Below are 25,157 nucleotides of genomic sequence, written 5' to 3' on the forward strand. Positions count from 1 at the left end.
GATGAAGTCCGCCCCGCTGCCGGCCGAACCGCCGACGCACCGGATCGGCCCGCGACCGCAAGCGTCAGACGCCGGGATGGTCCAGGCCCTATCCCGTGAGTGGCTGGCCGCGCAGGACTATGAGGTCGGGGGCGGCGAGGACGGCGGGGTCGACGCGGGGGTCCTCGGGGTAGACGACGAGGTCGGCGGGGGCGCCCTCGTCCAGGCCGGGGAAGCCGAGCCAGGCTCGGGCCGACCAGGTCGCGGCCGCGAGGGCGGCGAGCGGGGGCAGACCGGCCTTGACCAGCTCGGCGACCTCGGCCCCGACCAGGCCGTGGGGCAGCGAGCCGCCCGCGTCGGTGCCGACGTAGATGGGGATGCCCGCCTCGTAGGCAGCGCCGATGGTCGCGTACCGACGGGCATGCAACGCGAGCATGTGCTTGTGGTACTGGGGGAACCGGTCCTCGGCCGGCGCGGCGATCTCGGGGAACGTGGCGATGTTGACCAGCGTCGGGACGATCGCGATGCCGCGGGCCGCGAACACGGCGATGGTGTCGTCGGACAGGCCCGTCGCGTGCTCGACGCAGTCGATGCCCGCGGCGGCGAGCGCGGGCAGCGAGTCCTCGGCGAAGCAGTGCGCGGTCACCCGGGCGCCGGCGGCGTGCGCGGCCGCGATCGCCTCGGCGACGGCGACGGGCGGCCAGCAGGGCGCGAGGTCGCCGAGCGAGCGGTCGATCCAGTCGCCGACGAGCTTCACCCAGCCGTCGCCCCGGCCGGCCTGCCGGACCACCTCGGCGGCCAGGCCGTCCGGCTCGACCTCTTCGGCGTAGTTACGGATGTAGCGACGGCTGCGGGCGATGTGCCGGCCGGCCCGGACGAGTCGGGGCAGGTCGTCGCGGTCGTCGATCCAGCGGGTGTCGGCCGGGGAGCCGGCATCGCGCAGCAGCAGGGCGCCGACGTCCCGGTCGGCCACCGCCTGGGCCAGGGTGGTCTCGTGGTCGACCGCCCCCTGCTTGCCGAGGCCGACATGGCAGTGGGCGTCGACCAGCCCGGGCAGCACCCAGCCCCGGATGGTCCGGATGTCGGCCGGGCCGATGGGAGCGTCGAACGTGATCCGGCCGCCGACGACCCACAGCTCGTCACGGATCTCCGTCGGCCCGACCAGGACCCGGCCGACGACATGGAGGACCTCCGGCCGCCGGCCCCCTGTTTGCCATGTGTTCGCCACGCGACAATGCTTAACCCACGTGACGATGAACTATCGAGTACTCGGCCGCACTGGCGTGCGGGTTACACCACTGTGCCTGGGCGCGATGATGTTTGGCGCCTGGGGCAACCCCGACCACGACGAGTCGATAAAGATCATTCACCGGGCCCTGGACGCGGGGGTCAACTTCATCGACACCGCCGACGTCTACTCGGCCGGCGAGTCGGAGACGATCGTCGGCAAGGCGCTTGCCGGCCGCCGCGACGACGTCGTGCTGGCGACGAAGGCGTACATGCCGATGGGCGAGGGCCCGAACCGGGGCGGCCTGTCCCGGCGCTGGCTCATCCAGGAGTGCGAGAACAGCCTGCGCCGCCTCGGCACCGACCACATCGACCTCTACCAGGTGCACCGGCCCGACCCGACGACCGAGATCGACGAGACCCTCGGCGCGCTCACCGACCTGGTCCGGGCCGGCAAGATCCGTTACTTCGGCAGCTCGACGTTCCCGGCCCACGAGGTGGTCGAGGCGCAGTGGGTGGCCGAGAAGCGCGGCCGGGAGCGCTTCGTCACCGAGCAGCCGCCCTACTCGATCCTGGTCCGCGGCATCGAGGCCGACCTGCTGCCGGTCACGCAGAAGTACGGCATGGGCGTGCTGCCGTGGAGCCCGCTGGCCGGTGGCTACCTTTCCGGCCGGTACACGCGCGGCGGCGGACTGGACGTCACGAGCAGCCGGGCCGAGCGGATTCCGCAGCGGTTCGACATGTCGATCCCGACCAACCGTCGTAAGGCCGAGCTCGCCATCGAACTGGCCGACGTGGCCGCCGAGGCCGGGATCAGCCTGATCGAGCTGGCGATCGCGTTCGTCATCCGCCACCCGGCCGTGACGTCCGCGATCATCGGCCCGCGCACGATGGAGCACCTGGAAAGCCAGCTGACCGCGGCCGACGTGACGCTCGACGACGCGACCCTCGACCGCATCGACGAGCTGGTCCCGCCGGGTACGAACGTCAACCCGGCCGACGCCGGCTGGAGCTCGCCGTCCCTGGCCAAGCCGGGGCTGCGTCGCCGGTAGGGCCCGGCGGGGTCACCCAGGCCGCTTCGCCGCGCCCACGGCTCGCAGGCCGATCCGCGCGGGCGGCAGCCTGCGCTGCTCGGCACCCGTGTCACCCGAGGCGATCATCCTCAGCGCCGCCGTCGCGATGGCTGGCACCGGGCTGCGTACGGCGGCGTAGGCGGTGCCGGCCGGGCGCCGGGGCGGCGGCTCGTCGTCGAACCCGACGACCGTCACGTCGTCGCCGACCCGCAGCCCGCGACGCCGGCAGACCTCGATGACGGCGTCCGCCAGGCCGTCGCCGGCCGCGAAGATCGCCTCCGGCGGTCCGTCCAGGTCGAAGGACGTCTCCAGGGCCCGGGCCGCGTCCGGCATGCCGAGCCGCGCGCGTACGAGACGGTCAGGCTGCCCGATCGCGGCCTGGTGGGCGTGATAGGCCTCGGTCCGTTCCCGCACGCACGGGAGGTCTCCGGGGCCGACCACCAGGGTGACCCGACGGCGGCCGAGAGCGGTCAGGTGGGCGAGCGCCGCCCGGGTAGCCCGCGGATTGTCGACGTCGACGGCGGCCACCTCGGGCGCGCAGGCGCCCAGAGTCACGGTGCGCCGCGCGACCGCGGCCGGCAGCGCGCCAAGCGCGCCGCGGCCCGGGTTGATCACGATCAGACCGGCGATCTCACGATCGGCGGCGAGCGCGCGCAGCGCCCCGAAATCGCCGGGCGCCACCCGCCGCAGGAAGACGCCGAGGCCGATCTCGCCGGCCGCCTGCGCCGCCGCGGCTGTGACCGTCCCGAAGAAACGGTCCTCCTCCAGACAGCCCGGATGCGAGATCGCCACGACCGCCACCCGGTCACCCCGGCCGCCGGCCAGCGCCCTGGCCGCGGCGCTCGGTACGAAACCCAGCTCCGCCGCGGCCTCCAGGACCCGCTCTCGCGTCGCCGGTAGGACCCGGGGGCTGCCGTTGAGCACTCGGGAGACGGTCGCCCGCGACACTCCGGCCGCGGCCGCCACGTCCTCGACCGTCGGGCGGCCGCCACGGCCTGGGCCGCCGGCCGAGGACGCCGAGCCACCGCCAGCCGCCATGTGATTCATGACCTCAGTGTCGGCCCGCGACCGACGCCTGGTCCACGCCCGCGAACCAGCCAGCCCGCCCGGCTGGCTCTGGGCCAGGCGGCGCAGAGCCAGCCGGGCGGGGGACCGGTCCGGCGCGGGCTACCGGCGGCGCCCAGGCACCCAGGGCCCCTTGATGGCAAGGGTGAGGCCGTCCTCCTGGATGTTGGCGTAGAGCCACACCCCGTCGGGGGAGAAGGTCGCTCCCGCGAACTCGGCCTGGCTGACGGAGCGAGCCAGCGGGTAGGGCTTGCCGTCGTCCCCGACGACGACGAGGTGGTTGTCGCCGTCACCGTCCTCACAGAGGATCATCTCGCCCCAGGCCGAGATGTGGATGTTGTCCGGCCCGTCGAACTGCCCACCGGGCGCGAACCGCAGTACCAGCTCGATGGTGTTCGCCCGTGGGTCATACCGCCAGACCTGGCCCTCGTGCAGGCCAGCGGCCGGGGCCGCCTTGGCGTAGCTGGAGACGAAGTACGCCGAGCCGTCGCGGAAATAGATGCCCTCGGCCTTCGGCACCCGGGAGACGGTGCCGTCGGCGAACTGCTTGCGCACCGAGGTCGTGGCCGCGTCGGGGTCCGGCACGTCCACCCACTTCACCGCGAGCTTCGTGCCCAGGGTGGTGACGGCGGACAGGTCGGCGAGGCCGCCGGCGAACAGCGCCTGCAGCCGGCCACCCGCGCGCAGGCTGCCCGGGCCGCCGAGTGGGCGCTTCGGCAGGAGCCGGTAGACGAGGCCGAACGGGCCGGAGGCGTCCTCGGTCAGATAGAGGATGCCGGTCCGGGGGTCGATCGCGACGGCCTCATGGGCGTAGCGGCCGAGCGCGGCCAGTGGCACCGGGGCCGCGTCGCGCAGCCGGCCGAACGGATCGACCTCGAAGACGTAGCCGTGCCGCTTGGTCAGCTTGGCGTCGTCGGTCGGGGTGAGCTCGGTCTCCTCGCAGGTCAGCCAGGTGCCCCAGGGCGTCGGGCCGCCGGCGCAGTTGCGGACCGTGCCGGCCAGCCCGACCTTCTCCGAGAGCAGCCGGCCGCCGTCGACCACGAGGACCGTGTTCCCACCGTCGGCGCCCTCGTCGTAGACGAGGCCCGCGACGTGCGGGACGGGGTAGGTCGCCTCGTGGGTGAGCTCGTGGTTGCGCACGATCGCGGTGTGCCGGCCGGCCGCGAACGTGTGCATGCCGTCCTGGAACGTCGGGCTGAGCCCGCCGCCGGCGAGCGGGGTTCCCTGGACGGAGACCTTCGTGTAGCTGAATCCCGCCGGCAGGTCACAGACGCCGTTCGGGTCGGCGACCAGGTCGCCGTATCCCTTGAAGGCCGGGCCTTTGCCGGTGCCCTGTGGGCCGCCCGCCTGGGCGGGAGCGCCGAAGACCGAGCCCGCGGCACCGGACAGGACGATGCCCAGGCCGGCGGCGCCGGTACCGAGAAGCTGACGACGATTTACAGACATGTAGAGCCTCCTTCGCCGGCCGTCAGGTTTCCAGCCCAACGTGGCCGCGAGGCGACACCAACGCGAACGGCTACAGACGAGTAGAACTCTTCGGGCTGGCGCACCGGCGTCTCGGCGAGCCGATCCGCTCGGGGGCAGGGCCTCCACCGCGGTGCCGCGCAGGTGACAGGTGGTCCCCCGCGCCGCCAGCCGGACAGGCGTACGGCCGACGAGCGAGAAACGAGAACACGTTCCGCGCAGACTCTGGTCATCCGATCGGAGTTCGGCCAGACTGCGCCGTGGGCCGTGATGTGCAGCACACGGACCCTCTGCGCCTAAGCAGTCAGGTATAGGCGTGCCCCGCTTTCCGGGGCCGGAGGGTCCGCGCAGCCGCGCGTCGCGGGCCGCGCGCGGCCGCCTCCGGGTGCGCCCGCGCGGCATCCGCGTTTCCCGCAGGGCTCCCGAGCGGCTCCGCGCCAGCGGGCCGGGAAGCCCATCGCGACACCAGGCCGCCGTTGGCCCTGGATGGCACAGCCGAGGAGACAACAAACATGCCCGTTCGGACCAGACCCGCGCCGGTCGCGGACCCGGCCCCGTCCACCGCACCGCCGACCAGCGCGGCCTCGCCCAACGGGGCGGCGGCACCCAGCGGCGCGGCCACGCCCGCGCGCCCCAGACCGGTACCCAGGCCGCGTGCCGCCGTCGAGGCGCGGACGCTGCGCCAGGACAACTGGTGGGTCGCCCCGGTGTTCACCGTGGCCGTGCTGACCGGGTTCACCGTGTACGGCATCTGGGCCGCGCTGCGCGACGGCAACTACTTCGCCAAGCCGTACCTGTCGCCGTTCTACTCGCCGTGCCTGTCGGCCAACTGCACCGACGACGCGTCGCCGCACATCTTCGGCAACATCGACCCGGTCTCGCCGGCGTTCCTGATCCTGCTGTTCCCGCTCGGGTTCCGGCTGACCTGCTACTACTACCGGAAGGCGTACTACCGGTCGTTCTGGTGGGCCCCGCCGGCGTGTGCCGTCCCGGACGCGCGGCGCGGCTACTCGGGTGAGACGAAGTTCCCGCTGCTGCTGCAGAACGCGCACCGCTACTTCTTCTACTTCGCGCTCATCTTCGCCGGGCTGCTCACGTATGACGCGGTGCTCGCCTTCATCTTCCCGGGCGGGAGGTTCGGCATCGGCGTCGGCACCGGGGTCCTGGTAGTGAACTCCGCGCTGATCTGGTGCTACACGCTGTCCTGCCATTCCTGCCGGCACCTGTGCGGCGGCGGGCTGAAGCTGCTGTCCAAGGCGCCGCTGCGCCGGCGGATCTGGGCCCGGCTGTCGGTGCTCAACCGCAATCACATGTGGTTCGCCTGGGCGAGCCTGCTCTGGATCATGGTGGCCGACTTCTACGTCTGGCTGGTCGCCTCCGGGACCATCACCGACCCGCACTGGATCTCCTGAGGCGACCGGCACCGCGCGGGAGGTCGCCCTTTCGCGTGGCCATGGCCAGGTCCCCTGAGCGGTCCTTCGCTCACACGGTCGGAAAGGAAAGAAGGAAACTGCTGTGACAGCCGAGACACACACCTACGACGTCGTGGTGGTCGGCGCCGGCGGAGCCGGGCTGCGGGCCGCGATCGAGGCGCACGAGCAGGGCGCCCGCGTCGCGATCGTCTGTAAGAGCCTGCTGGGCAAGGCGCACACCGTGATGGCCGAGGGCGGCATGGCCGCCGCGATGGCCAACGTGTGGCCCGAGGACAACTGGCGGGTGCACTTCCGCGACACCATGCGCGGCGGCAAGATGCTCAACCAGTGGCGCATGGCGCAGATCCACGCGCAGGAGGCCCCGGACCGGGTCTGGGAGCTGGAGGAATGGGGCGCCGTCTTCGACCGCACCCCGGACGGCAAGATTCTTCAGCGTGACTTCGGCGGACACCGGTACGCGCGCCTCGCGCATGTCGGCGACCGCACCGGTCTGGAGCTGATCCGCACGCTGCAGAACCGCGTGGTCGCGAAGAAGCTCGACGTCTTCATGGAATGCACCGTGCAGCGGCTGCTGACCGCGCCGGACCCGGCGAGCGGCGGCGAGCGGATCGCCGGCGTGTTCGCCTACTGGCGCGAGACCGGCACGTTCGTCCGGTTCGACGCGCCGTCGGTCGTGCTCGCCACCGGCGGCATCGGGAAATCCTGGCAGGTGACCTCGAACTCCTGGGAGTACACCGGCGACGGCCAGTCGCTCGCGCTGCGGGCCGGGGCCGCGCTGATGGACATGGAGTTCGTGCAGTTCCACCCGACCGGCATGGTCTGGCCGCCGTCGGTGAAGGGCATCCTCGTCACCGAGGGCGTGCGCGGCGACGGTGGAGTGCTGCGTAACACCGAGGGCCGGCGCTTCATGTTCGACTACATCCCCGAGGTGTTCGCCGCGGACACGGCCGACACCGAGGAGGAGGCCGACCGCTGGTACACGGACAAGAAGACGGCCCGCCGGCCTCCGGAGCTGCTCCCCCGTGACGAGGTCGCCCGAGCGATCAACTCCGAGGTGAAGGCCGGGCGCGGGACCCCGCACGGCGGCGTCTTCCTCGACATCGCGTCGCGCCGCGACCCGGAGACGATCCGCCGGCGGCTTCCGTCGATGTACCACCAGTTCAAGGAGTTGGCGGACGTCGACATCACGAAGGAGGCGATGGAGGTCGGCCCGACCTGCCACTACGTGATGGGCGGGATCAAGGTCGACCCGGAAAGCCAGGCGACGACGCTGCCCGGCCTGTTCGCCGCCGGCGAGTGCGCCGCGGGGCTGCACGGCTCGAACCGCCTCGGCGGCAACTCGCTGTCGGACCTGGTGGTGTTCGGCCGGCGCGCCGGCGCCGCCGCGGCCGGCTACGCGGCGGCGCTCGCGCCGGACGCGCGCCCGGCCGCCGACGAGGCGCAGCTCGCCGAGACCTCGGCCGCGGCACTCGCGCCGTTCGAGCGGCTCGGCACCGACGGCGCCGAGAACCCGTACACCCTGCAGTCCGACCTGCAGGCGGTGATGCAGTCGCTGGTCGGGATCATCCGGACCGAGCACGAGCTCACCGAGGCGCTCAAGAAGATCGGCGAGCTGCGCCAGCGGGCCGAGAAGGTCGCCGTCGAGGGCCACCGGCAGTACAACCCGGGCTGGCACCTGGCCCTGGACCTGAACTCGATGCTGCTGGTCGCCGAGTGCGTCGCGACCGCGGCCCTGGCCCGCAAGGAGAGCCGGGGCGGGCACACCCGCGACGACTACCCCGGCACCGACCCGGAGTTCGCGAAGGTCAACCACGTGCTGCGACTGCGGGCGGGCCAGCTGGAGCTCACCGCCCAGCCGCTGCCGCAGATGCCGGCCGACCTCGCGGAGCTGTTCGACACGTCGGCGGCCCCCGCGGCTCCCGCCGCCGTTCCGGCACCGGCCGCGGCCGGCACCACCCCACCCGAGACGCCGACGGCTGCCGGGGCGAGCAACGAAGGGAACGGCTGAGATGGGCTACGAGCTCGCGATGCGGGTGTGGCGCGGTGACGCCGACGGCGGTGGGCTGCAGGACTTCACCGTCGACGTCGAGGAGGGCATGGTCGTCCTCGACGCGGTGCATCGGCTGCAGGCGTCCCAGGCGAACGACCTGGCCGTCCGGTGGAACTGCAAGGCCGGCAAGTGCGGGTCCTGCTCGGCGGAGGTGAACGGGAAGCCTCGGCTGATGTGCATGACCCGGCTGAACACCTTCGAGCCGGGCGAAACGGTGACGATCACCCCGCTGCGCACCTTCCCGGTGGTGCGCGACCTGGTCACCGACGTGACGTTCAACTACGAGAAGGCCGAGGAGGTGCCCACCTTCGCGCCTGGCAAGCCGACCGGGGACGACGGGCACCACCGGATGGCGCAGACGGACGTGGATCGCGTCCAGGAGTTCCGCAAGTGCATCGAGTGCTTCATGTGCCAGAACGTCTGCCACGTCATCCGCGACCACGAGGACAAGAAGCAGGTCTTCGCCGGCCCGCGGCTGATGATCCGGTACGCCGAGCTGGAGATGCACCCGCTGGACACCAACGACCGCCGCGACCTGCTGCGAGCCGAGGCCGGCATCGGCTACTGCAACATCACCAAGTGCTGCACCGAGGTCTGCCCGGAACACATCAAGATCACCGACAACGGCATCATCCCGCTCAAGGAGCGGGTCGTGGACGCGACCTACGACCCGATCGCCGCGATCGGCCGCCGGCTGCGCCGCGGCTCCGGCGACGGCGCCTGACCGAAGGAGCCTGACCGAAGGAAACGGCGGAAGCCGAGCCCGTGGACTCGGCTTCCGACCGCGGACGAGGAACGGGCCGCCCCCGCATAGCGGGAGCGGCCCTTCCTTGTTCTACGAGGTGCGATGTTCTACGAGGTGCGAGTTGCGTCAGCCCTCGGTGTGCGCGCCGAGGGTGTTCCGCCGCCGCCGAGCCGCGACCCGCAGCAGCAGACCGCCGCCGAGCAGCGCGAACGCGATGGAGGCCATGGCACCGGTCTCCACACCGGTGAAGGGCAGCGCCCCACCAGCCGGGGTGGCACCGGCACCGCCGACGCCACCGGCGCCGACACCCACACCGACGACACCGACGCCGACGGCACCGACGCAGTTCAGGCCGTTCCTGCCGTCCTTGCCGAGGTTGTTCTTGTCGTCGACGGCCGACAGCGTGTTCACGCCGTCCTTACCGTCCTTGTTGCCGTCGATGCAGTTGTTCTTGTCGTCGTTCCCGCCGATGAAGATCGGGATGGGGATCGGGATCGGGATGAAGGTCCCGTTGATGTCCTTGCCGTTGGGGTCGAGGACGTCAATCTTGGCCGAGACGATGCGGGTGATCGACTGGGTCCCCATGCCCATGTCCATCGGGGCGGCGAGGCCGACGTTGATGCCGGGGCCGTTGTCGATGTCGCCGAGGATGCCGATCTTCTGGCTGCCCTCACCGGTGGCCGTCAAGGTGGCCTTGCCGACCTCCGTGAACACGGCCTGGCCGACGATGTCGCCGTTGCTGTCCGCGGTGACGGTCCCGGTGGTGGTGCCGTTGACCGCGATGGTGACGATCGCGCCCGGGATGAAGCCACACGCGGAGAACACGACCGACCCGCCGACGACGACCACGGACCTGTCCACCGAGAGGTTTCCGGTGAGGCCGCCGCACTTCTTGGAGGGCGGGTACGGGCCGGGAACAGGGTGCTTCTTGTCGTCGAGGATGGACGAGTTCGGGTCGTCAGGCGCCGGCGGCGGGTTGATCCCGGGGTCGTCCGGACCGGTCACGGCCGCCGGGTCCGCGCCGGTCACCGGGTCCGGACCGGTCACCGCCGCGGGATCGATGCCGGTCGCGGGGTCGTCCGGACCAGTCACCGGCGGCGGACTGAAATCCGAGGTGACCGGGCTGGTCACGGAGGTTGGGTCGTCGACCGCGGCGGCCACGGACGCCGGCAGTACGGCGAGCGCGAGCCCGCAGCTGGCGAGCAGCGCGACTCCTAGCGCGCGGAGTTTCATTGAGGCACTCCCCATGGGGTGATCAGTACAAGCAGTCGGAGGATTGACTACGCGGAGGTTACGCAGCGTGACGCCGAGTGTCACGCACCTGGCGAGGTCAGTTGCTTGCAGTGAGTGACCATGGGCGACGAACGGCCAGCCCCTCGACGGTGAACTGCTCGGGCTTCACCAAAGGCTGTTGACGCACAGTGAGCACGGGCCCGCCCGCGGGCTCCCAGACCTGCAGCACGAGCGTCCGAGGCTTTCCTCGGTCCAGCGACAGGAACGTCGAGGCGATGGGGTGGCCGTCCTCGGTGTCGCGGTCCAGGGTCGTCGGCCGGCCGTCGAGGCTGGCGGCCAGCAGCTGGCTGCCCACACCGGTGTAGACGGACAGCCAGACTTTGTTCTGCCCGTCCGGGTTTCCACCCGGCCCGCCGAGGTCCAGCCGGTAGCGCACGTAGTCGGGCAGGCCGTCCGGAGCGGCGTTGAGCACCTGCACGGTAATGGTCGCGATGCCGCTGCCGTCCGGGCGCGGCTGCCACCGGTAGTCGACCGTCCGACGGGTCCAGTAGTCGAGCTTGCTGGCCGCGGAGTTCTGGGTCAGCACGGCCAGGAAAGGCCCGGGACCGGTGGGCAGCGCGCCCCCCAGCGAGGTCGTGGCCAGCACTTTTTCCTCGTCGGCGTGGTTGCTTGACACCAACAGCCGACCCTCGCTCACCGAGCGCCCGAGTGCCTCAAGCAGGCCGGCCGTGTTCCCACCGCCAGCCGTCACCGCGTGGTAGACCGCTTTACCGACGTCGGCGAAGAACTGGTCGCGGGGGCCTTCACCATTGATCAACGAGTAGGCGTCCGACTCGACCAGCTTGACGAGATTCCCCGCGGTGATCACTCTGCCGTCCGGCATGACAGCCGGTTTCGTGGCGCCCAGCAGATAGGAAAGCGCGGTCGGGTCGATGCTGATGGTGCCGTCCACGCTGACGCCGGTGCCGGCCTGGTACTGGCCGGAGTAGAACCGGCCCGCCGTCGGGTAGTCGGGCGTCAGGTTGGCGTTGGCCCAGGTTCGGGTCGGTTCATACGGGCCGTAGCGCGCGGTCAGGTCCGCCTGCAGCATCGGGTCGGTGCGCAGCGGCGAGTTGGCCATCAGCTGTGGCAGCGCCCCGTTGCCGGCGATGTTGTCGAGGCTCAGCTTTCCGTTCTGGGCCGTGAGCAGCCCGAACCCGCCGATGATGCCGCCGTTGGCCCTGGACTCGGCCGGGTTCTGCACGATCAACAGGTAGCGGCGTACCTCGCCCTGACCGCCGAGCATCGGTGGTGCGAGCTGGATCGCGAGCTTCAGGCCGGCAAAGGCTCCGGTGAGCCTGCGCGCCTGGGCCACGGCCGTGTCGCGGGCCGGTGTGAGGCCCAGCGTGCGGCCGGTCCAGCCGCAGCCTGGGACGTCGCCGAGTGCCGCGCGAAACTGCTGGGCCGCCGCGGCGGACCGGTCGACGGGCACCTTGCTCCGGGCGAGCGCGGGCAGGTCGATCGACATTCCCGACCGCAGCGACGCCGGGTTCAGCGCGTCGGCCGCCTGGACCATCGGCGGCAGCCCGGCCGCGGCCATCCCGTCGACGGCGACGACGAGGGCATGCGCCGCTCGCATCGGGCAGCCGACGACGGGCAGGTGCCCGGCCGCGGACCACACCGGGTCGCCGGTGAGGCCCCGGGCCGCGTGGGTGCGGCTGTCGATCCGGCTCACCTCTGCGGCGAGCTCGGCGGGCGGCGGGATGTCGCCGTCGAGCAGCCGCTGCTCGAGCCGGCTCAGGTCCGAACGGGTGGCGGACAGCTCGCGGTAGGCAAGCAGCCCGCGCACTCCCACCCAGCCGATGACGGCCAGCACCGGGACGGCGACACATGCGGCCACCAGCAGCGCCCGCCCGCGCCGCCGCGGCCAGAGGACCGCGCGGCCGGGCCACGCCCCCGCCCGCGCCCCGGCCGCCAACGCCCGCCGCCAGGGTCCGCCCGGTGGTCTCCCCTCCGGCGCGGAGCCGGCCGCCTGAGGTTCGGCCACCAGCGGTTCGGCCTCCCGCGGTTCGGCTGGCGCCACACCGGCCGATGGGCCCTCGCCTGGCACGGCCGACATCACCGTCTCTGCTTCCGCCACGTCTACCGGCGTGGCGGCGTCGCCGACGGGCGGGCGCGGGGCCTTCCCTGGCGAGCGCTGCGCGGGCACCTGGGCACGGCCAGTCTCGCCGCCCACCTCCGGTGGGTCGTCCGCGCCGAGGCTGGGCGGCCCGTCCGGGTCGGCCTGCGCGCTGGTGACGCCGGCTCGGTCGCCGGCTCGGTCCGTCGTCATCGTGTGGTCGCCCCTGTCATCAGGCTTTCCCCGTCCGAGCGCTGGTCGGGCAGGAAGGCGAGGCTGACCGGCTCGGCCTGCCGGTCAGCCTCGGCGGTCCCCGCCACGACGGACCGCCCGGCGACGGGCAGCTCGACCCTGGCGAGGCGGCCGAGCGGCGGGAATGCGTCGAACAGGCCCCGGCTCCCGTCCGTCAGACCCCGCGACGGGACCATGTTCAGCACCGTGCCGAGCACCCGGGCATCGGCCGACCGCAGGGCCGCCGTCGCACGGCGTAGCTGCGCCCGCCGGGTCCGGCCGATCCGGACGACGAGCAGGGTGCCGCCGGCCCGGCCGGCCAGCACCGCCGCGTCGGGGGTGGCGAGCAGCGGCGGCGCGTCGACGAGCACCAGGTCGTACCGCTGCGAGAGCTGGTCCAGGAGCTCGGCCATCCCGCGCGAGCCCAGCAACGCGCTCGGGTCCGGCGGGATCGGGCCGCTCGGCAGCACATCGACGCAGCCGTCGCCGAGCCACCCCCGCCCACCGGCGGCGAACGCCTGGCCTGAACTCCCGACGGCCAGGGACGGGCCTGAGCTCCCGGCGGCCAGGGACGGGCCTGCGTTCCCGGCGGCCAGGTACGGGCCGGTACGCCAGGGCTGGAGCACGTCGTCGAGGTTGGCGGCGCCGATCAGCACCGAGGTGAGCCCCGCGGCGGCGTCGACACCCAGGTACCCGGCGAAGGACGGCCGGCGCAGGTCGCCCTCCAGCAGGCAGACCCGGGCGCCGGTCTGGGCCAGGGTGATCGCCAGGTTGCAGCACGTCGTGGACCTGCCCTCGTCGGGCCCGGAACTGGTGATGACGATCGAGTGCGGCCCGCCGTCGACGGCCGCGAACCGCAGATTGGCGCGCAGCTGACGGAAGCCCTCGGCCCGCGGCGAGTGCGGGCTCGCGTGCACGATCAACGGGCGCCGGCCGGCCTCCGGCTCGAAGACGATCGACCCGAGGGCCGGCCGGTCGGTGATCGCCGCGGCCTCGGCCGGGTCGCAGCGGGTGTTGAAGAGCCGGTACCGCACGAACATCGCGCCGAGGCCGGCGACCATCCCGCAGAGCAGACCGAGCGCCAGGTTGCGCGCCGGCCGAGGCGTCACCGGGCCGGCGGGCGGTCGCGCCGCCTCCCAGACCGTGACCCGCGCGGCCGGCCGCTGGCCTGGGCCCGGCGCCTCGACCTGGGCGACCGCGGCGGAGAACGCGGTGCCGACGGCATCCGCGAGACGCTCGGCCCGCGGGGCGCTCGAGTCGCGGACGCTGACCCGCAGCAGTAGCGTGTCGGGCACCGCCTGGGTGACGATCCGACTACGCAGCAGGTCGGGGCTCTCGGTCAGGTGCAGCCGGCCGATCACCGCGGCGGCGACCCGGTCGCTGGCGACCAGCTTCGCGTAGGACCTGACCCGCTGCGCGGAGAGCTGCCCGCCTTCGTCGGCCGACAGGTCGGTCGAGCCGCCGCCGGCGGTGGAGACCACCATGGTCACGGTCGCCGCGTACATCCTGGTCGCCTGCCAGGTCACCACCGCCGCGAGCAGCCCGCCGGCCGCCGTGAGGGTCAGTACGAGGAGCCAGCCACGGCGCAGCACGCGCGCGTACACCCGTAGTTCCACCCGTCGCCCGCCCTTTTCGTCTAGTCGTGTGCCGTCGGGTCGTGTTCGCCGGTCGGCCCGGGCCGCCCGTCTGGCGGGTTGCGCCGGGTGTCCGAGGGTCTGCGCCGCCTGTCCCGGACACGCGGTTCTGCCGCGGCGAGCCCCGCCACGCCCGTCAAGTGGGGCCCTTTGGTAGCGACGGATCCGCCATCGATTGCGCTTACTCTATGGCGTCATGTGGAGACGTAGAGTAGACGGCACGCGTGAACCGCAGTGGACGGCGGCAGCCGCGCGGCGCGTCTCGCGTCTCGTATCGCGCCTCGAGCTCCGCCAGCGGGTCGGTCTCCAGATCACCCTGGACAGCCTGGCGCTGGTGACGGGCCTGGCCGCCGCCCAGACCGGGCGTTTCAACTTCGACGCGTCGAACCTGCGCGACCCCGGGTTCTGGGTGATCGTGCTGCTGGCCGTCTGCCTGCTGCACTTCGTCGGCACCGCGCTGCACCTCTACCTCGGCCGCTACCGGTTCGGCGGGTTCGAGGAGGTGCTCAGCATCCTGACCTCGGTCACGCTGACCGTGATCGGCCTGGAGATCGCCGTCTTCGCGTTCGGCCAGCCGCGGCCGATCCCCCTGTCGGTGCCGCCGCTCGGGGGCACGGTCACCCTCTCGATCATGTTCGGGGTGCGTTACCTCTACCGCCTCACCGAGGAACGGCTGCGCCGCCCCGTGCCCGAGGGCACCGAGCCGCTGATCGTGTTCGGGGCGGGCGAGGGCGCCGAGCAGGTGCTCGCCGCGATGCTGCGCACTCCCGACAGCCCCTACTACCCGGTCGCGCTGCTCGACGACGACCCGCGCTGCTGGAACCTGCAGCTGCACGGCGTCCGGGTCCGGGGCGGTCGGGACGCGATCGCGCCGATCGCCAGGGCCACCGGCGCCGCGACCATGCTGGTCGCGATCCCGAGCGCGGACGCGGCCCTGCTGCGCGAGGTCACCGAGCTGGCCGAGGCGGCGGGGCTCGCGGTCAAGGTGCTCCCCCGGGTCGCTGACCTGATCGGCGGCAACGTCGACGTCACCGACATCCGGGAGATCGACATCAACGACCTGCTGGGCCGCCGGCAGATCCGCACCGACGTCGCCACCACGGCCGGGTACCTGGCCGGCCGCCGGGTGCTCGTGACCGGGGCAGGCGGGTCAATCGGCTCCGAGCTGTGCCGCCAGGTCCACCGCTACGGCCCGGCCGAGCTGGTCATGCTCGACCGGGACGAGTCGGCGCTGCGCGCGGTCCAGCTCTCGCTCTACGGCCACACCGGGCTCGACGACGACTCGGTCGTGCTCGGCGACATCCGCGACGTCGACATGATCTCCGCGCTGTTCACCGAGCGGCGGCCCGAGGTCGTGTTCCACGCCGCGGCGCTCAAGCACCTGCCGCTGCTGGAGCGGTTCCCCGGCGAGTCGGTGAAGACCAACGTGTGGGGGACGCTGTCCGTGCTGGAGGCGGCCGCGGCCTGCGGGGTCGAGCGGCTGGTCAACATCTCCACCGACAAGGCGGCCGACCCGTCGTCCGTGCTGGGCTACTCGAAGCGGATCACCGAACGCCTCACCGCGCACGTGGCCGCCGAGCACCGGCTGCCGTACGTCAGCGTGCGGTTCGGCAACGTGCTGGGCAGCAACGGCTCGGTGCTGACGATCTTCGCCAGCCAACTCGCCGCCGGCGGTCCGCTGACGGTCACCGACGCGGAGGTCACCCGGTACTTCATGACCGTCCAGGAGGCGGTCGAGCTGGTGCTGCAGGCGGGGGCGATCGGCTCCGGCGGCGACGTGCTGGTGCTCGACATGGGTGAACCGGTCCGGATCGTCGACGTCGCCGAGCGGCTGGCCACCCGCGCGGCGGCCAAGACCGGCGGTCAGAAGGCCGAGATCGTCTACACCGGCCTCGGCGTCGGCGAGAAGCTGCACGAGGCGCTGTTCGGCATGGGCGAGACCGACGACCGGCCGCACCACCCGCTGATCTCCGAGGTTCCGGTGCCCGCGCTCGACCCGAGCATCGTCGTCGAGCTGGACCCGTGGGCGGACGAGGAGAAGGTGCGCGCCGCGCTGCTGGAGCTGGGCCGCGACGCCGACCTCGCCGCCGTCACCGCCAGCCTGACCCGCATCCCCCACCAGCCGACCAGCACCCTGAACCGCGGCCGCTGAGCAGTGGTTACGAGGGCAGCTGGGCGGCTGGTGGGCGGGGGGCGGCCAGCGGGTAGCCGCCGCGGGCGGCGTACCAGGCGACCGTCGCGTCCAACGCGGTGGCCAGGTCCCCAGGGGCGGCCTGCGGGAACAGCGTCCGGGCCGTCGTCGGGTCGGCCTGCTGATCGCGCACGTCGCCGGCCCGGCCCGGCCCGAACGCGACCGGCAGCTGGTAGCCGAGGATGTCCTCCAGCGCCGCCACCAGCGTGAGCAGCTCGACCCGGGCGCCGAAGGCCAGGTTGACCGGGCGCGGATGCGCGAGCCGGCGGGTGGTCGCGTCGGCGAGCATCGCCGCGATCGGCTCGACGTAGCCGACGTCCCTGGTCTGGCGGCCGTCGCCGTGGACGGTGAGCGGCCGGCCCGCGAGCGCCGCGTCGATGAAGGCCGGGATGACGGCCGTGTAGGCGTGACCGACCGACTGGAACGGGCCGAACACGGTGAACAGCCGCGCGACGAGCACCGGCAGCCCGAAGCTCGCCTGGAACCCGAGCGCGTAAGCCTCCGCGGCGAGCTTGCTGGCCGCGTACGGGCTGCGCGGGGCCACCGGGCCGTCCTCCCGGCGTGGCAGCGGACCGGCGTCGCCGTAGACCGCGGCACTCGACGTGACGATCACGTGCGCCTCGGCCCGCTGGGCGACGTCGAGCACGGTCAGCGTGCCGGTGACGTTGACGTCGTGGCTGGCCATCGGGTCGAGCAGCGATCGCTCGACGCTGGGACGGGCGGCGAGGTGGACGATGCTGTCGGCGCCGGCCGCGGCCTCCTCGAGCAGGGCACGATTGGTCACGCTGCCCACCATCAGCTTGATCGGCAGGCCCGACAGGTTCGAGACGGCGCCGGTGCTCAGGTCGTCGACGACGACGACGTCGCAGCCGGCCACGAGCAGTTCTCTGGTCAGATGGGAACCGAGGAAGCCGGCTCCACCGGTCACCACGACCTTCATCGATCATCACCCTTCGAAATCAGTCAGGCGCTCAACGTAGTATGCTTGCCGCCCCTTCCACATCTCGTCACCGTCGGCAAGCGACACGGAAGCACCGGCGCCGACACGCCCGGCACTCCCGGCCCGACCACGGCGCCTCGACATCACGGAGCCGCTGCCGTTGAACTCCCCGGCTCGCCGTTCTACGGTCACGGTGTGTCAACACGCCGCCACCGTCGGCAGCTAGTCATCGTGGGGACCGGCGGATACGGCCGCGAGCTGCTCGACGTCGTCGAGGCCGTCAACGCCATCGCCCCGGACGCGCCGGCCTACCGCTTCCTCGGTTTCCTCGACGACCAGCCAGACGCCGCGCCCCGCGAGGACAACAGCGCGGACGCCGACCTGCTGGCCCGCCGGGGCGCCAGCCTGCTCGGCGGCCTCGACCTGCTGGCCACCCTCGACGCCGACTACCTGATCGGCGTCGGCTCCGCCGGGGCCCGGGCCCGCATCGACCGCTACGCCAGCGCCGCCGGCCGGCGGCCGGCGACGCTCGTTCACCCGCGGGCCAACCTCGGCGGCGACGTCAAGCTCGGCCCCGGCACCGTGGTCTGCGCCCTGGCCAGCCTGACGACGAACATCGCCACCGGCCGGCACGTGCTCGTCGACGTCGGTTCCAGCGTCGCGCACGACTGCCGCCTGGGTGACTACGCGACCGTCGCGCCAGGAGCCCGGGTCGCCGGCGGCGCGGACATCGGCGCGCGCGCCTGGGTCGGCAGCCAGGCGACCGTCGTGCGGCAACGCCGGGTGGGCGCGGGCGCCGTGGTCGGGGCCGGCGCGGTCGTCGTCGACGACGTCGCGCCCGAGCTGGTCGTCGCCGGTGTCCCGGCGCGCCCGATCGCGGCCGGCACCCGGGGCGGGCGCACGCTCGCGCACGGCCTGGCCGAGGTGGACGCGGCCGACCTCGCCGACCTGCCACCCGATGACGTCCGCCCGCCGACCTGGCCGCCCCCGCCACGCCACGAGCAGCCACGCCACGAGCGGTCCCGGCCCGAGTCGCCCCGGCCGGTCCATCAGGCGGAAATCGCCTGAGCCCGAGGCACTTCGCGAAATCCGGGGCGTCGCGGCGGGCCTCGGGTGGGCCAGGTGAACAGTCGCGGTCCCAGGTCACCCGAACGGCGGAATCCAGGCGCCCGACCCGGACCGCCGCTTAGCATCGGGCTTGTGGATCGCTGGTACGAGCTCGACGGTTGCGACAACGTCCGCGATCTGGGTGGGCTGCCCACCGTGGATGGCGGCCAGACCCAGTACGGGGTGCTGCTGCGCAGCGACACCCTGCAGCATCTGAGCCCGGCCGACGTGCTCCGGCTCCGCGACGACTACGGCCTGCGGACGATCCTCGACCTGCGCACCCCCGAGGAGGCGACCCGGGAGGGCCGCGGCCCGCTGGGCGACGAGCCGATCGCGTACCACAACCTGTCCTTCCTGCGGACCCGCTGGCTCATGCCGGCCGAGATCGCCGCGGAGGAGGAGGCGGCGCTCGCGCTGATCCGCATCCGCACCAGCGACGACCGGGTCGAGCACTACCTGGACTACCTGCGGCTGGCGGGCGACTCGGTCACCACGGCCATCGGCCTGATCGCGGACGAGGCCAGCGGCCCGACGCTGTTCCACTGCGCGGCGGGCAAGGACCGGACCGGCGTGCTCGCCGCGGTGGTGCTCTCCATCGTCGGCGTCGAGCGCGAGGCGATCATCGAGGACTACCTCGCCACCAACGACCGGATCCACCTCATCGAGACCCGCCTGGCCGCGCTGCCGTCCTACGAGCGCGGGATCCGTACCCGCGCGGACGTCGACCAGCTGCGGGTCCGCCCCGAGGTGATGGCCGGGGTTCTCGAGCGGATCGATCAGACGTGGGGCGACGCCGCGGGCTGGGCCCGCCAGGCCGGACTTCCCGACGAGTCCATCACCGCGCTGCGCGGCCGTCTCGTCGCCACTGCCGCGGATTGACCGTCCCGGCTGGCGCCCGGCTCGCGCACTTCCCTCGAATCATTCCGTAAGGGCGCGGTCCGCACGATTTCCGCGCTACCGGGAATGACTCACGCCGCGCGCCGGCCAAACACGGTTCGGCGGGAAATCTACCGGCCCCGGACCTTTTCGATCTGCGATAGCTCCTCGGGATCCGGGTCCGCTACCGCGAGAAATGCCCGCAAACAGTCGAGCGCGACCTCGGGGGCCGTTCTCTTCAGACTCATCGTGAGGACGTTCGCATCGTTCCAGAGGCGCGCGTTGGTCGCGATCCACGGCTCCCAGGCCTGAGCGGCCCGCACACCGGGGACCTTGTTCGCCGCCATCGCCGTGCCCGTCCCCGTCCAGCACATCAGCACGCCGAAACGGTACTCGCCCGCGGCGACGCCACGGGCCACCATTTCGGAAAGCTCCGGCCAGCTGGTCGGATCGACGACCGTGGTCTCGTAGTTCGCCCGCAGATACTCCCGCACCGCGGCCACGCACTCATTGGTGTCGTCCGCACCAAAAATCACCTTGAAATTCCCGGCAGTCACCGGTCTCGCCGCACCTTTCCCTCACCCGTCGACCTGGTCGAGGGCAATAGGCCGCGTGGCGAAACCCCGCCAGCCCCCGCGGCACCACCCCGACCGCTGTCGCCCAATTTTAACAGTCGCCTACCATCGGAAACCGAACCGTAGGGCGCCCGTGGGCGAGAAGTCCGGCGGCGCCGGCTAGCGACCGGCGCCGGCGCCCAACAGCTCGGGGAGCACGGCGGCGAGGGCGCGGAAGGCCTGGCCGCGGTGGCTGATGGCGTCCTTCTCCTGGGCGGTCAACTCGGCGCTGGTCCGGGTCTCGCCATCGGGGCGGAAAAGCGGGTCGTAGCCGAAACCGCCCGCGCCGCGCGGCGCGGCCAGCAGCCGGCCGCGCAGCTCGCCGTGGACCACGTGCTCGGTGCCGCGCGGGTCGACGAACGCCGCGGCGCAGACGAAGGCCGCGCCCCGCCGCTCGACGGGAACGTCGTCGAGCTGGGCGAGCAGCAGGGCGTTGTTCGCCGCGTCCTTCTCGGCCCGGGGCCGACCGGGCGGACTGCCGGCCCAGCGGGCCGAGCGGACGCCGGGCATGCCGTTCAGCTCCTCGACGGCGAGCCCCGAGTCGTCCGCGACGGCCGGCAGACCGGTCGTCGCCGCCGCGTCCCTGGCCTTGATCAGCGCGTTCTCGGCGAAGGTACGGCCCGTCTCGGGCACCTCGGGACCGTCCGGCAGCCCGACCAACTCGACCGCGAGACCCGCCGCCGCCAGAATCCGGCGCAGCTCGACGAGCTTGGCCTCGTTGCGGCTGGCCAGCACCAGCCGCGCCGGTGCCCCCACGGCCGCGGTCACTTGCCGCCGCCACGGCTGGCCGGCTGGGGCGGGCCGGCCGGCGGCGGGCCCGCGAGCGCGTCGGCCTGCGCCTTGGCGAGCTGGGCGCAGCCGGCGACGGCCAGGTCGAGCAGCTGGTCGAGCATCGCGCGGTCGAACACCACGCCCTCCGCGGTGCCCTGGACCTCGACGAACGAGCCGGTGTCCGTGCAGACGACGTTCATGTCGGTGTCGGCCGCCGAGTCCTCGACGTACGCGAGGTCGAGCATCGGGACACCGCCGACGACGCCGACGCTGACGGCGCTGACCCCGCCGCTGATCGCCTTGGGCCGGCCGAGCCAGCCGCAGGCGTCGGCGAGCGCCACGTAGGCGCCGGTGATCGCCGCCGTCCGGGTGCCGCCGTCGGCGAGCAGCACGTCGCAGTCGATCGCGATCGTGTTCTCGCCGAGCTGCTTGAGGTCGATGCAGGCGCGCAGGCTACGCCCGATCAGCCGGGAGATCTCATGCGTGCGCCCGCCGATCCGGCCCTTCACGGACTCGCGGTCGTTGCGGGTGTTGGTCGCGCGCGGCAGCATCGAGTACTCGGCCGTCACCCAGCCCAGCCCGCTGCCCTTGCGCCAGCGCGGGACCCCTTCGGTCACCGAGGCCGCGCACAGCACCCTGGTCCGCCCGAAGTTGATCAGCGCGGACCCCTCCGCCTGATCCTGCCACCCCCGGACGATCGTCACGTCCCGGAGCTGGTCGGCCGCCCTGCCGTCATGTCGAGTCACGCCAGGACTTTATCGTCGCGCCCCGACAGCCCAGGGCGCGGATTACACCTCGAAGGAGGCGCCTGGGGTGGCGACGGTCAGTTTGCCGTTGTAGGCGGCGGTGGCCTCGGCCTCGCTGCGGATGGCGTCGCCCCAGGGGACGAGGTGGGTGAGGACCAGCTGGCCGACGCCGGCGGCCTCGGCGTGCAGGCCGGCCTCTCGTCCGGTGAGGTGCAGGTCGGGCGGGTTGCTCTCGTGGTCGAGGAACGCGGCCTCGCACAGGAACAGGTCGCTGTCCTTGGCGAGGCGGACGAGCTTGTCGCACGGGCCGGTGTCGCCCGAGTAGGTGAGCACCTTGCCGTCCGCGCTGATCCGCACGCCGTAGGCCTCGACCGGGTGGGCGACCCGGGCCAGGTCGATGAGGAACGGGCCGATGTGCACCCGGCCGGGCCCGATCGTCTGGAAGTCGTAGATGTCGGCCAGCGAGTCCTCCGGCCAGCGCTCGAAGGCGCCGCAGATCCGCTCGCGGGTGTTGATCGGGCCGTAGACCGGCAGCTTCGGCGGGGTGCCCTGCGGGTGGTAGCGCCGGGCGTAGCTCTGCACGACGAGGTCGAGGCAGTGGTCGCCATGCAGGTGACTGAGCAGGACGGCATCCACGTCCCGCAGGTCGCAGTGCCGCTGCAGTTCGCCGAGCGAGCCGTTGCCCGCGTCGACGACGAGCCGGAAGTCGTCGGACTCGACCAGGTAGGACGAACATGCGGAGGTGGGCCCGGGGTAGGTACCGGAGCAGCCCAGGATCGTCAGTTTCACTGGCGCACCGCCTCAGCCGTCGCCATGACCGCCGTCGTCACGTTGTCGCCGCCCCCGTCCCGTTCCCGCGTGCCCACCGCCATGCTCAGGGGCAAAGGCGCTTGCGCGCCACTGGTGCCGGCGCGATCGGCCGACCCCGCCGCCGCGCCTCCGCCGGCGGGAAGCGTCGTGCGCACGCCCGCGGCCGTGGGACCGACAGTGGCCGGTGACCCGGTCGCCGCGCGCTCGCCGCTGGGCTGAGCCGGCAGGACGGCCGCCAGCTCGGGCCCGAGGAACCTGCGGCCGATCCTGGTGAACGAGCGCGGGTCGCCGGTGGCGAGAAACCGATGAACCGGTGGCGGGAGTTCGGGATCGCGAAACAGACCACCACGGGCCAACACCCGGTAGGTGTCCTTTGCGGTCTCCTCGGCGCTGCTCACCAGGGTGACACTTTCCCCCATCACGAGCCCAATAACCCCGGTCAGCAACGGATAATGCGTACATCCCAGGATCAGGGTGTCGACGTCCGCCTCCTGCAGCGGCGCGAGGTATGCCTCGGCCAGGCCGAGCAGCTGACGGCCGGCGGTCGTTCCCCGCTCGACGAAGTCGACGAACGCGGGACAGGAGACGCTGGTGAGCGTCACATCGGGGGCCGCGGCCACCGCGTCGTCATAGGCCCGGCTAGTGATCGTCGCGACGGTGCCGATGACCCCGACCCGGCCACTGCGGGTCGCGGCCACCGCCCGGCGGGCCGCCGGCAGCACGACCTCGACCACCGGAACGTCGTAACGCTCGCGGGCATCGCGCAGGCAGGCGGCGCTCGCCGTGTTGCAGGCGATCACCAGGAGCTTCACGCCCTCGGCGACGAGTGTGTCCATCGCGTCGAGCGCAAGCCGGCGGACCTCGGCGATAGGGCGCGGGCCGTACGGCGCGTGCGCGGTATCGCCGAAATACAGCAAGGGCTCGTGCGGCAACTGGTCGAGGATGGCCCTGGCCACCGTCAGACCGCCGACGCCGCTGTCGAACACCCCTATCGGCGCGTCGCTCATGAGGGCAAAGACTAAGCCGGAAACCCCATGGACACCCTGTGGGTGTCGTCACGAGCGCATTGTCGAACCGCGGGCATCCGGGCGAGACGTCCGGGAGTGCCTGGTCTTGCCACGGTATGCGCTGCTCGTGATGATGCGCACGTCGCCTGACATCTCACGCTGACGAGCCGAGAAATGCTGCTGGTTCGGCGAATCAGGTCGTGCCATCGAGGCGGCGACATCGGGGCGCAAACCCGCTGCGGCCCAGCCTCGTGGACTCCGGGCACGACATCCAGGCAGCTCCAGGAAGGTGACTACGACACGCAGGGTCCACGGTCACCCGCGCGGGGTGACATCACCGCCGATGTTCCCTTGCGTGCCGATATGGTGACCATAACGGTGTGTCGCCCGGCAAGTTCTGACCTCGCGGTGTAGTCTGGGAACTGCCTGTAATCGATCAGTGACTAACAGCGATCGAGCAGGTAGGTTGAGGACGCGGCTGAGGTGTCCGGGCCGATCCATCCGTCCCCGGACCGTGGCACCCCAGTCGCATCCCTCATCCTGGTTCGCGCAGGCCGCCCGCCTTCGCGTCGATTCGCCGACGCGAAGGGCCCGCCCGGGTTGGAACGGATCAGACCGTCGCCGCTTCGATGTCCGCGCGGCCGCCGGAGCGCGCACCCGCCGCGAGCCAGGCGCCGTAGGCCTGCTCGGCGAGCAGCCAGGCCTGACCCGGCAGCGTCCGCCCGGTCGCCGGAGCAGCCGAGGCGATGACCTCCGGTTCGGGCCACCGCGCGACCAGACCGACACCGCCCACCGAGGCCGCGACGAGAACGGCGGCGTCCACCCGCTGGTCCCCGCTGATGACCCAGCGAGGCGCGTACGGGGCGAACCGGTCGGCGACCCGCACATGGCGCGTCTGCGCCCGCCCGACAGCCGGCACGACAACCGCGTCCAGCACCAGCGGAGGCTCCAGCAGCAGGACCGGGCCGCGCAGGCCCGACCACTCGACCACACCGTCCGGCAGCAGGCTCGTCTCGGCCAGCAACCCCGGGTCCAGCGGGGCCATGCCGTTCGAAAGGTCGGCGAGCCGGCGCAGCAGCCGTGGGTAGCACATCGCTCCCAGCCCAACCCGGACCCGCCGGGCGTGCTCCTCGGCAGCCAGGTGGAACACAGCGTCGACGAGCCTGCCGTCCAACTCCACCCGGACCACCCGCCGGTCCGGGAACAGGCTGGCCATCATCTCGCCGTCGAGCAGCCCCCCGGCCTCACCCGCTCGCCTCACCGGATTGCTCTCCCTCCACGGATTACCGGGCCACGAGTCGCCGCAGCCGCGAGGTGGGAAGATCATCGCGCCTCCCGGCCCGCCAGCGCGGTTCCGCCGCCTGCCGTACCGACGGCCGCCGATACAGGTTGCTGCCCCTAATTGCCGAGCCTCGCCCCGGATGGCCTGGCCCGGCGTCGCCCCCTCGGCCTTACGGTCCCTCTGACGCGCAGGCTGCCAGCCGCGTTGCTCCTGGGAGCGTGTCACACCGACCTCGGACCACTGCGAAGCCACCAGACTTCCGCGCCACGCCGCCGCCAACCATTGAGGTGACCTAACGTCACCGTCCGGTATCACCCCGACGGCGGCCTCGACTGGGCTCCGCCTCGCCCCACCAGGCCGCACACCTCCCATCGATCGATACCCTGGTGCTACGCGGGAGTGGCGGAATGGCAGACGCAGCAGACTTAGGATCTGCCGCCCTAGGGCGTGGGGGTTCAAGTCCCCCCTCCCGCACTGTCGATCTACCAGGTGTTTTGAGCATCACGCAGGCTGTGGCGGCGCCGGCAGAAGATCCACGTGGAATACGTCGTGGAATACAGGGCCTTGGATCAGCTACCGTC

19 protein-coding genes, 1 tRNA gene and 1 pseudogene are annotated in these 25,157 nt (G+C 72.4%); 8 read left to right on the plus strand and 13 right to left on the minus strand.

What is annotated here, in order from left to right:
• Nucleotides 1–88: 88 nt before the first annotated feature.
• A complete protein-coding gene (locus FRAEUI1C_RS28770) occupies nucleotides 89–1,207 on the minus strand; it encodes an amidohydrolase family protein (RefSeq protein ID WP_013426891.1) in 1,119 nt (372 codons plus the stop codon).
• Between the two features lie 25 nt (nucleotides 1,208–1,232).
• Between FRAEUI1C_RS28770 and FRAEUI1C_RS28775 the strand changes: the two genes are divergently transcribed.
• Nucleotides 1,233–2,258, plus strand: a complete 1,026-nt coding sequence (locus FRAEUI1C_RS28775) for an aldo/keto reductase (RefSeq protein WP_013426892.1) — start codon at nucleotides 1,233–1,235, stop codon at nucleotides 2,256–2,258.
• A gap of 12 nt (nucleotides 2,259–2,270) precedes the next feature.
• Here the strand turns inward: FRAEUI1C_RS28775 and FRAEUI1C_RS36750 are convergent, their stop codons facing one another.
• Nucleotides 2,271–3,326, minus strand: a complete 1,056-nt coding sequence (locus tag FRAEUI1C_RS36750; protein WP_157735068.1) for a LacI family DNA-binding transcriptional regulator — start codon at nucleotides 3,324–3,326, stop codon at nucleotides 2,271–2,273.
• Nucleotides 3,327–3,446: 120 nt separating this feature from the next.
• Nucleotides 3,447–4,790, minus strand: coding sequence for an alkaline phosphatase PhoX (locus FRAEUI1C_RS28785; protein WP_013426894.1), 1,344 nt, complete (start codon nucleotides 4,788–4,790; stop codon nucleotides 3,447–3,449).
• A 530-nt stretch (nucleotides 4,791–5,320) separates the two neighbouring features.
• On the opposite strand from FRAEUI1C_RS28785, the gene sdhC reads away from it, so the two are divergent.
• From sdhC to FRAEUI1C_RS28800, 3 genes are all read left to right on the plus strand, one after another.
• Nucleotides 5,321–6,220, plus strand: a complete 900-nt coding sequence (gene sdhC / locus FRAEUI1C_RS28790; protein ID WP_013426895.1) for a succinate dehydrogenase subunit SdhC — start codon at nucleotides 5,321–5,323, stop codon at nucleotides 6,218–6,220.
• 103 nt (nucleotides 6,221–6,323) lie between these two features.
• Nucleotides 6,324–8,249, plus strand: a complete 1,926-nt coding sequence (locus tag FRAEUI1C_RS28795; protein WP_013426896.1) for a fumarate reductase/succinate dehydrogenase flavoprotein subunit — start codon at nucleotides 6,324–6,326, stop codon at nucleotides 8,247–8,249.
• A gap of 1 nt (nucleotide 8,250) precedes the next feature.
• A complete protein-coding gene (locus tag FRAEUI1C_RS28800) occupies nucleotides 8,251–9,015 on the plus strand; it encodes a succinate dehydrogenase/fumarate reductase iron-sulfur subunit (protein ID WP_013426897.1) in 765 nt (254 codons plus the stop codon).
• A 147-nt stretch (nucleotides 9,016–9,162) separates the two neighbouring features.
• Here FRAEUI1C_RS28800 and FRAEUI1C_RS36755 read toward each other — a convergent pair whose 3' ends face one another.
• The 3 genes from FRAEUI1C_RS36755 to FRAEUI1C_RS36760 all read right to left on the minus strand — a co-directional run bounded on the left by FRAEUI1C_RS36755 (nucleotide 9,163) and on the right by FRAEUI1C_RS36760 (nucleotide 14,214).
• On the minus strand, nucleotides 9,163–10,269 hold the full coding sequence (locus FRAEUI1C_RS36755) for a hypothetical protein (protein WP_013426898.1): 1,107 nt from the start codon (nucleotides 10,267–10,269) through the stop codon (nucleotides 9,163–9,165).
• 97 nt (nucleotides 10,270–10,366) lie between these two features.
• A complete protein-coding gene (locus tag FRAEUI1C_RS28810; protein WP_013426899.1) occupies nucleotides 10,367–12,580 on the minus strand; it encodes a DUF4012 domain-containing protein in 2,214 nt (737 codons plus the stop codon).
• Nucleotides 12,577–14,214, minus strand: a complete 1,638-nt coding sequence (locus FRAEUI1C_RS36760; RefSeq protein WP_013426900.1) for a tyrosine-protein kinase domain-containing protein — start codon at nucleotides 14,212–14,214, stop codon at nucleotides 12,577–12,579. Before FRAEUI1C_RS36760 ends, FRAEUI1C_RS28810 begins: the two co-directional genes overlap by 4 nt.
• Before the next feature lie 214 nt (nucleotides 14,215–14,428).
• On the opposite strand from FRAEUI1C_RS36760, the gene FRAEUI1C_RS28820 reads away from it, so the two are divergent.
• On the plus strand, nucleotides 14,429–16,384 hold the full coding sequence (locus FRAEUI1C_RS28820; RefSeq protein WP_013426901.1) for a nucleoside-diphosphate sugar epimerase/dehydratase: 1,956 nt from the start codon (nucleotides 14,429–14,431) through the stop codon (nucleotides 16,382–16,384).
• 7 nt (nucleotides 16,385–16,391) lie between these two features.
• Here FRAEUI1C_RS28820 and FRAEUI1C_RS28825 read toward each other — a convergent pair whose 3' ends face one another.
• On the minus strand, nucleotides 16,392–17,363 hold the full coding sequence (locus FRAEUI1C_RS28825; RefSeq protein WP_013426902.1) for an NAD-dependent epimerase/dehydratase family protein: 972 nt from the start codon (nucleotides 17,361–17,363) through the stop codon (nucleotides 16,392–16,394).
• 195 nt (nucleotides 17,364–17,558) lie between these two features.
• Here FRAEUI1C_RS28825 and FRAEUI1C_RS28830 point away from each other — a divergent pair, with 195 nt between their 5' ends.
• Complete coding sequence (locus tag FRAEUI1C_RS28830) at nucleotides 17,559–18,431, plus strand: NeuD/PglB/VioB family sugar acetyltransferase (protein WP_232425162.1); 873 nt, start codon at nucleotides 17,559–17,561, stop codon at nucleotides 18,429–18,431.
• A 132-nt stretch (nucleotides 18,432–18,563) separates the two neighbouring features.
• Nucleotides 18,564–19,349, plus strand: a complete 786-nt coding sequence (locus FRAEUI1C_RS28835; protein ID WP_013426904.1) for a tyrosine-protein phosphatase — start codon at nucleotides 18,564–18,566, stop codon at nucleotides 19,347–19,349.
• 128 nt (nucleotides 19,350–19,477) lie between these two features.
• Here FRAEUI1C_RS28835 and FRAEUI1C_RS28840 read toward each other — a convergent pair whose 3' ends face one another.
• The 6 genes and pseudogenes from FRAEUI1C_RS28840 to FRAEUI1C_RS28865 form a co-directional block, all read right to left on the minus strand.
• Nucleotides 19,478–19,903: an RpiB/LacA/LacB family sugar-phosphate isomerase gene (locus FRAEUI1C_RS28840; RefSeq protein ID WP_013426905.1), complete on the minus strand. Its 426-nt coding sequence runs from the start codon at nucleotides 19,901–19,903 to the stop codon at nucleotides 19,478–19,480.
• A gap of 177 nt (nucleotides 19,904–20,080) precedes the next feature.
• Nucleotides 20,081–20,728 (minus strand): RdgB/HAM1 family non-canonical purine NTP pyrophosphatase, encoded by a 648-nt coding sequence (gene rdgB / locus FRAEUI1C_RS28845; RefSeq protein ID WP_013426906.1) that lies wholly within the window; start codon nucleotides 20,726–20,728, stop codon nucleotides 20,081–20,083.
• Nucleotides 20,725–21,477, minus strand: a complete 753-nt coding sequence (gene rph, locus FRAEUI1C_RS28850) for a ribonuclease PH (protein WP_013426907.1) — start codon at nucleotides 21,475–21,477, stop codon at nucleotides 20,725–20,727. The genes rdgB and rph overlap by 4 nt, the downstream gene beginning before the upstream one ends.
• A 42-nt stretch (nucleotides 21,478–21,519) precedes the next feature.
• Entirely contained in the window at nucleotides 21,520–22,266 is a 747-nt protein-coding gene (locus FRAEUI1C_RS28855; RefSeq protein ID WP_013426908.1) for an MBL fold metallo-hydrolase, read from the minus strand.
• Between the two features lie 215 nt (nucleotides 22,267–22,481).
• Nucleotides 22,482–23,294 (minus strand): annotated as a pseudogene (gene murI / locus FRAEUI1C_RS28860) (glutamate racemase); the annotation flags it as partial.
• 610 nt (nucleotides 23,295–23,904) lie between these two features.
• Entirely contained in the window at nucleotides 23,905–24,555 is a 651-nt protein-coding gene (locus FRAEUI1C_RS28865; RefSeq protein WP_157735070.1) for a hypothetical protein, read from the minus strand.
• A gap of 414 nt (nucleotides 24,556–24,969) precedes the next feature.
• On the opposite strand from FRAEUI1C_RS28865, the gene FRAEUI1C_RS28870 reads away from it, so the two are divergent.
• Nucleotides 24,970–25,050: transfer RNA gene (locus FRAEUI1C_RS28870), tRNA-Leu, on the plus strand.
• The last annotated feature ends 107 nt before the right edge of the window (nucleotides 25,051–25,157 follow it).

This window comes from Pseudofrankia inefficax, from assembly GCF_000166135.1.
GTDB lineage: Bacteria > Actinomycetota > Actinomycetes > Frankiales > Frankiaceae > Pseudofrankia > Pseudofrankia inefficax.

Coding starts and splice junctions, on each gene's coding strand:
- FRAEUI1C_RS28820 (WP_013426901.1), top strand. CDS start 14,429: ATGTGGAGACGTAGAGTAGACGGCACGCGTGAACCGCAGTGGACGGCG.
- sdhC (WP_013426895.1), top strand. CDS start 5,321: ATGCCCGTTCGGACCAGACCCGCGCCGGTCGCGGACCCGGCCCCGTCC.
- FRAEUI1C_RS28825 (WP_013426902.1), bottom strand. CDS start 17,363: ATGAAGGTCGTGGTGACCGGTGGAGCCGGCTTCCTCGGTTCCCATCTG.
- FRAEUI1C_RS28800 (WP_013426897.1), top strand. CDS start 8,251: ATGGGCTACGAGCTCGCGATGCGGGTGTGGCGCGGTGACGCCGACGGC.
- FRAEUI1C_RS28785 (WP_013426894.1), bottom strand. CDS start 4,790: ATGTCTGTAAATCGTCGTCAGCTTCTCGGTACCGGCGCCGCCGGCCTG.
- FRAEUI1C_RS36750 (WP_157735068.1), bottom strand. CDS start 3,326: ATGAATCACATGGCGGCTGGCGGTGGCTCGGCGTCCTCGGCCGGCGGC.
- FRAEUI1C_RS28775 (WP_013426892.1), top strand. CDS start 1,233: ATGAACTATCGAGTACTCGGCCGCACTGGCGTGCGGGTTACACCACTG.
- FRAEUI1C_RS36755 (WP_013426898.1), bottom strand. CDS start 10,269: ATGAAACTCCGCGCGCTAGGAGTCGCGCTGCTCGCCAGCTGCGGGCTC.
- FRAEUI1C_RS28810 (WP_013426899.1), bottom strand. CDS start 12,580: ATGACGACGGACCGAGCCGGCGACCGAGCCGGCGTCACCAGCGCGCAG.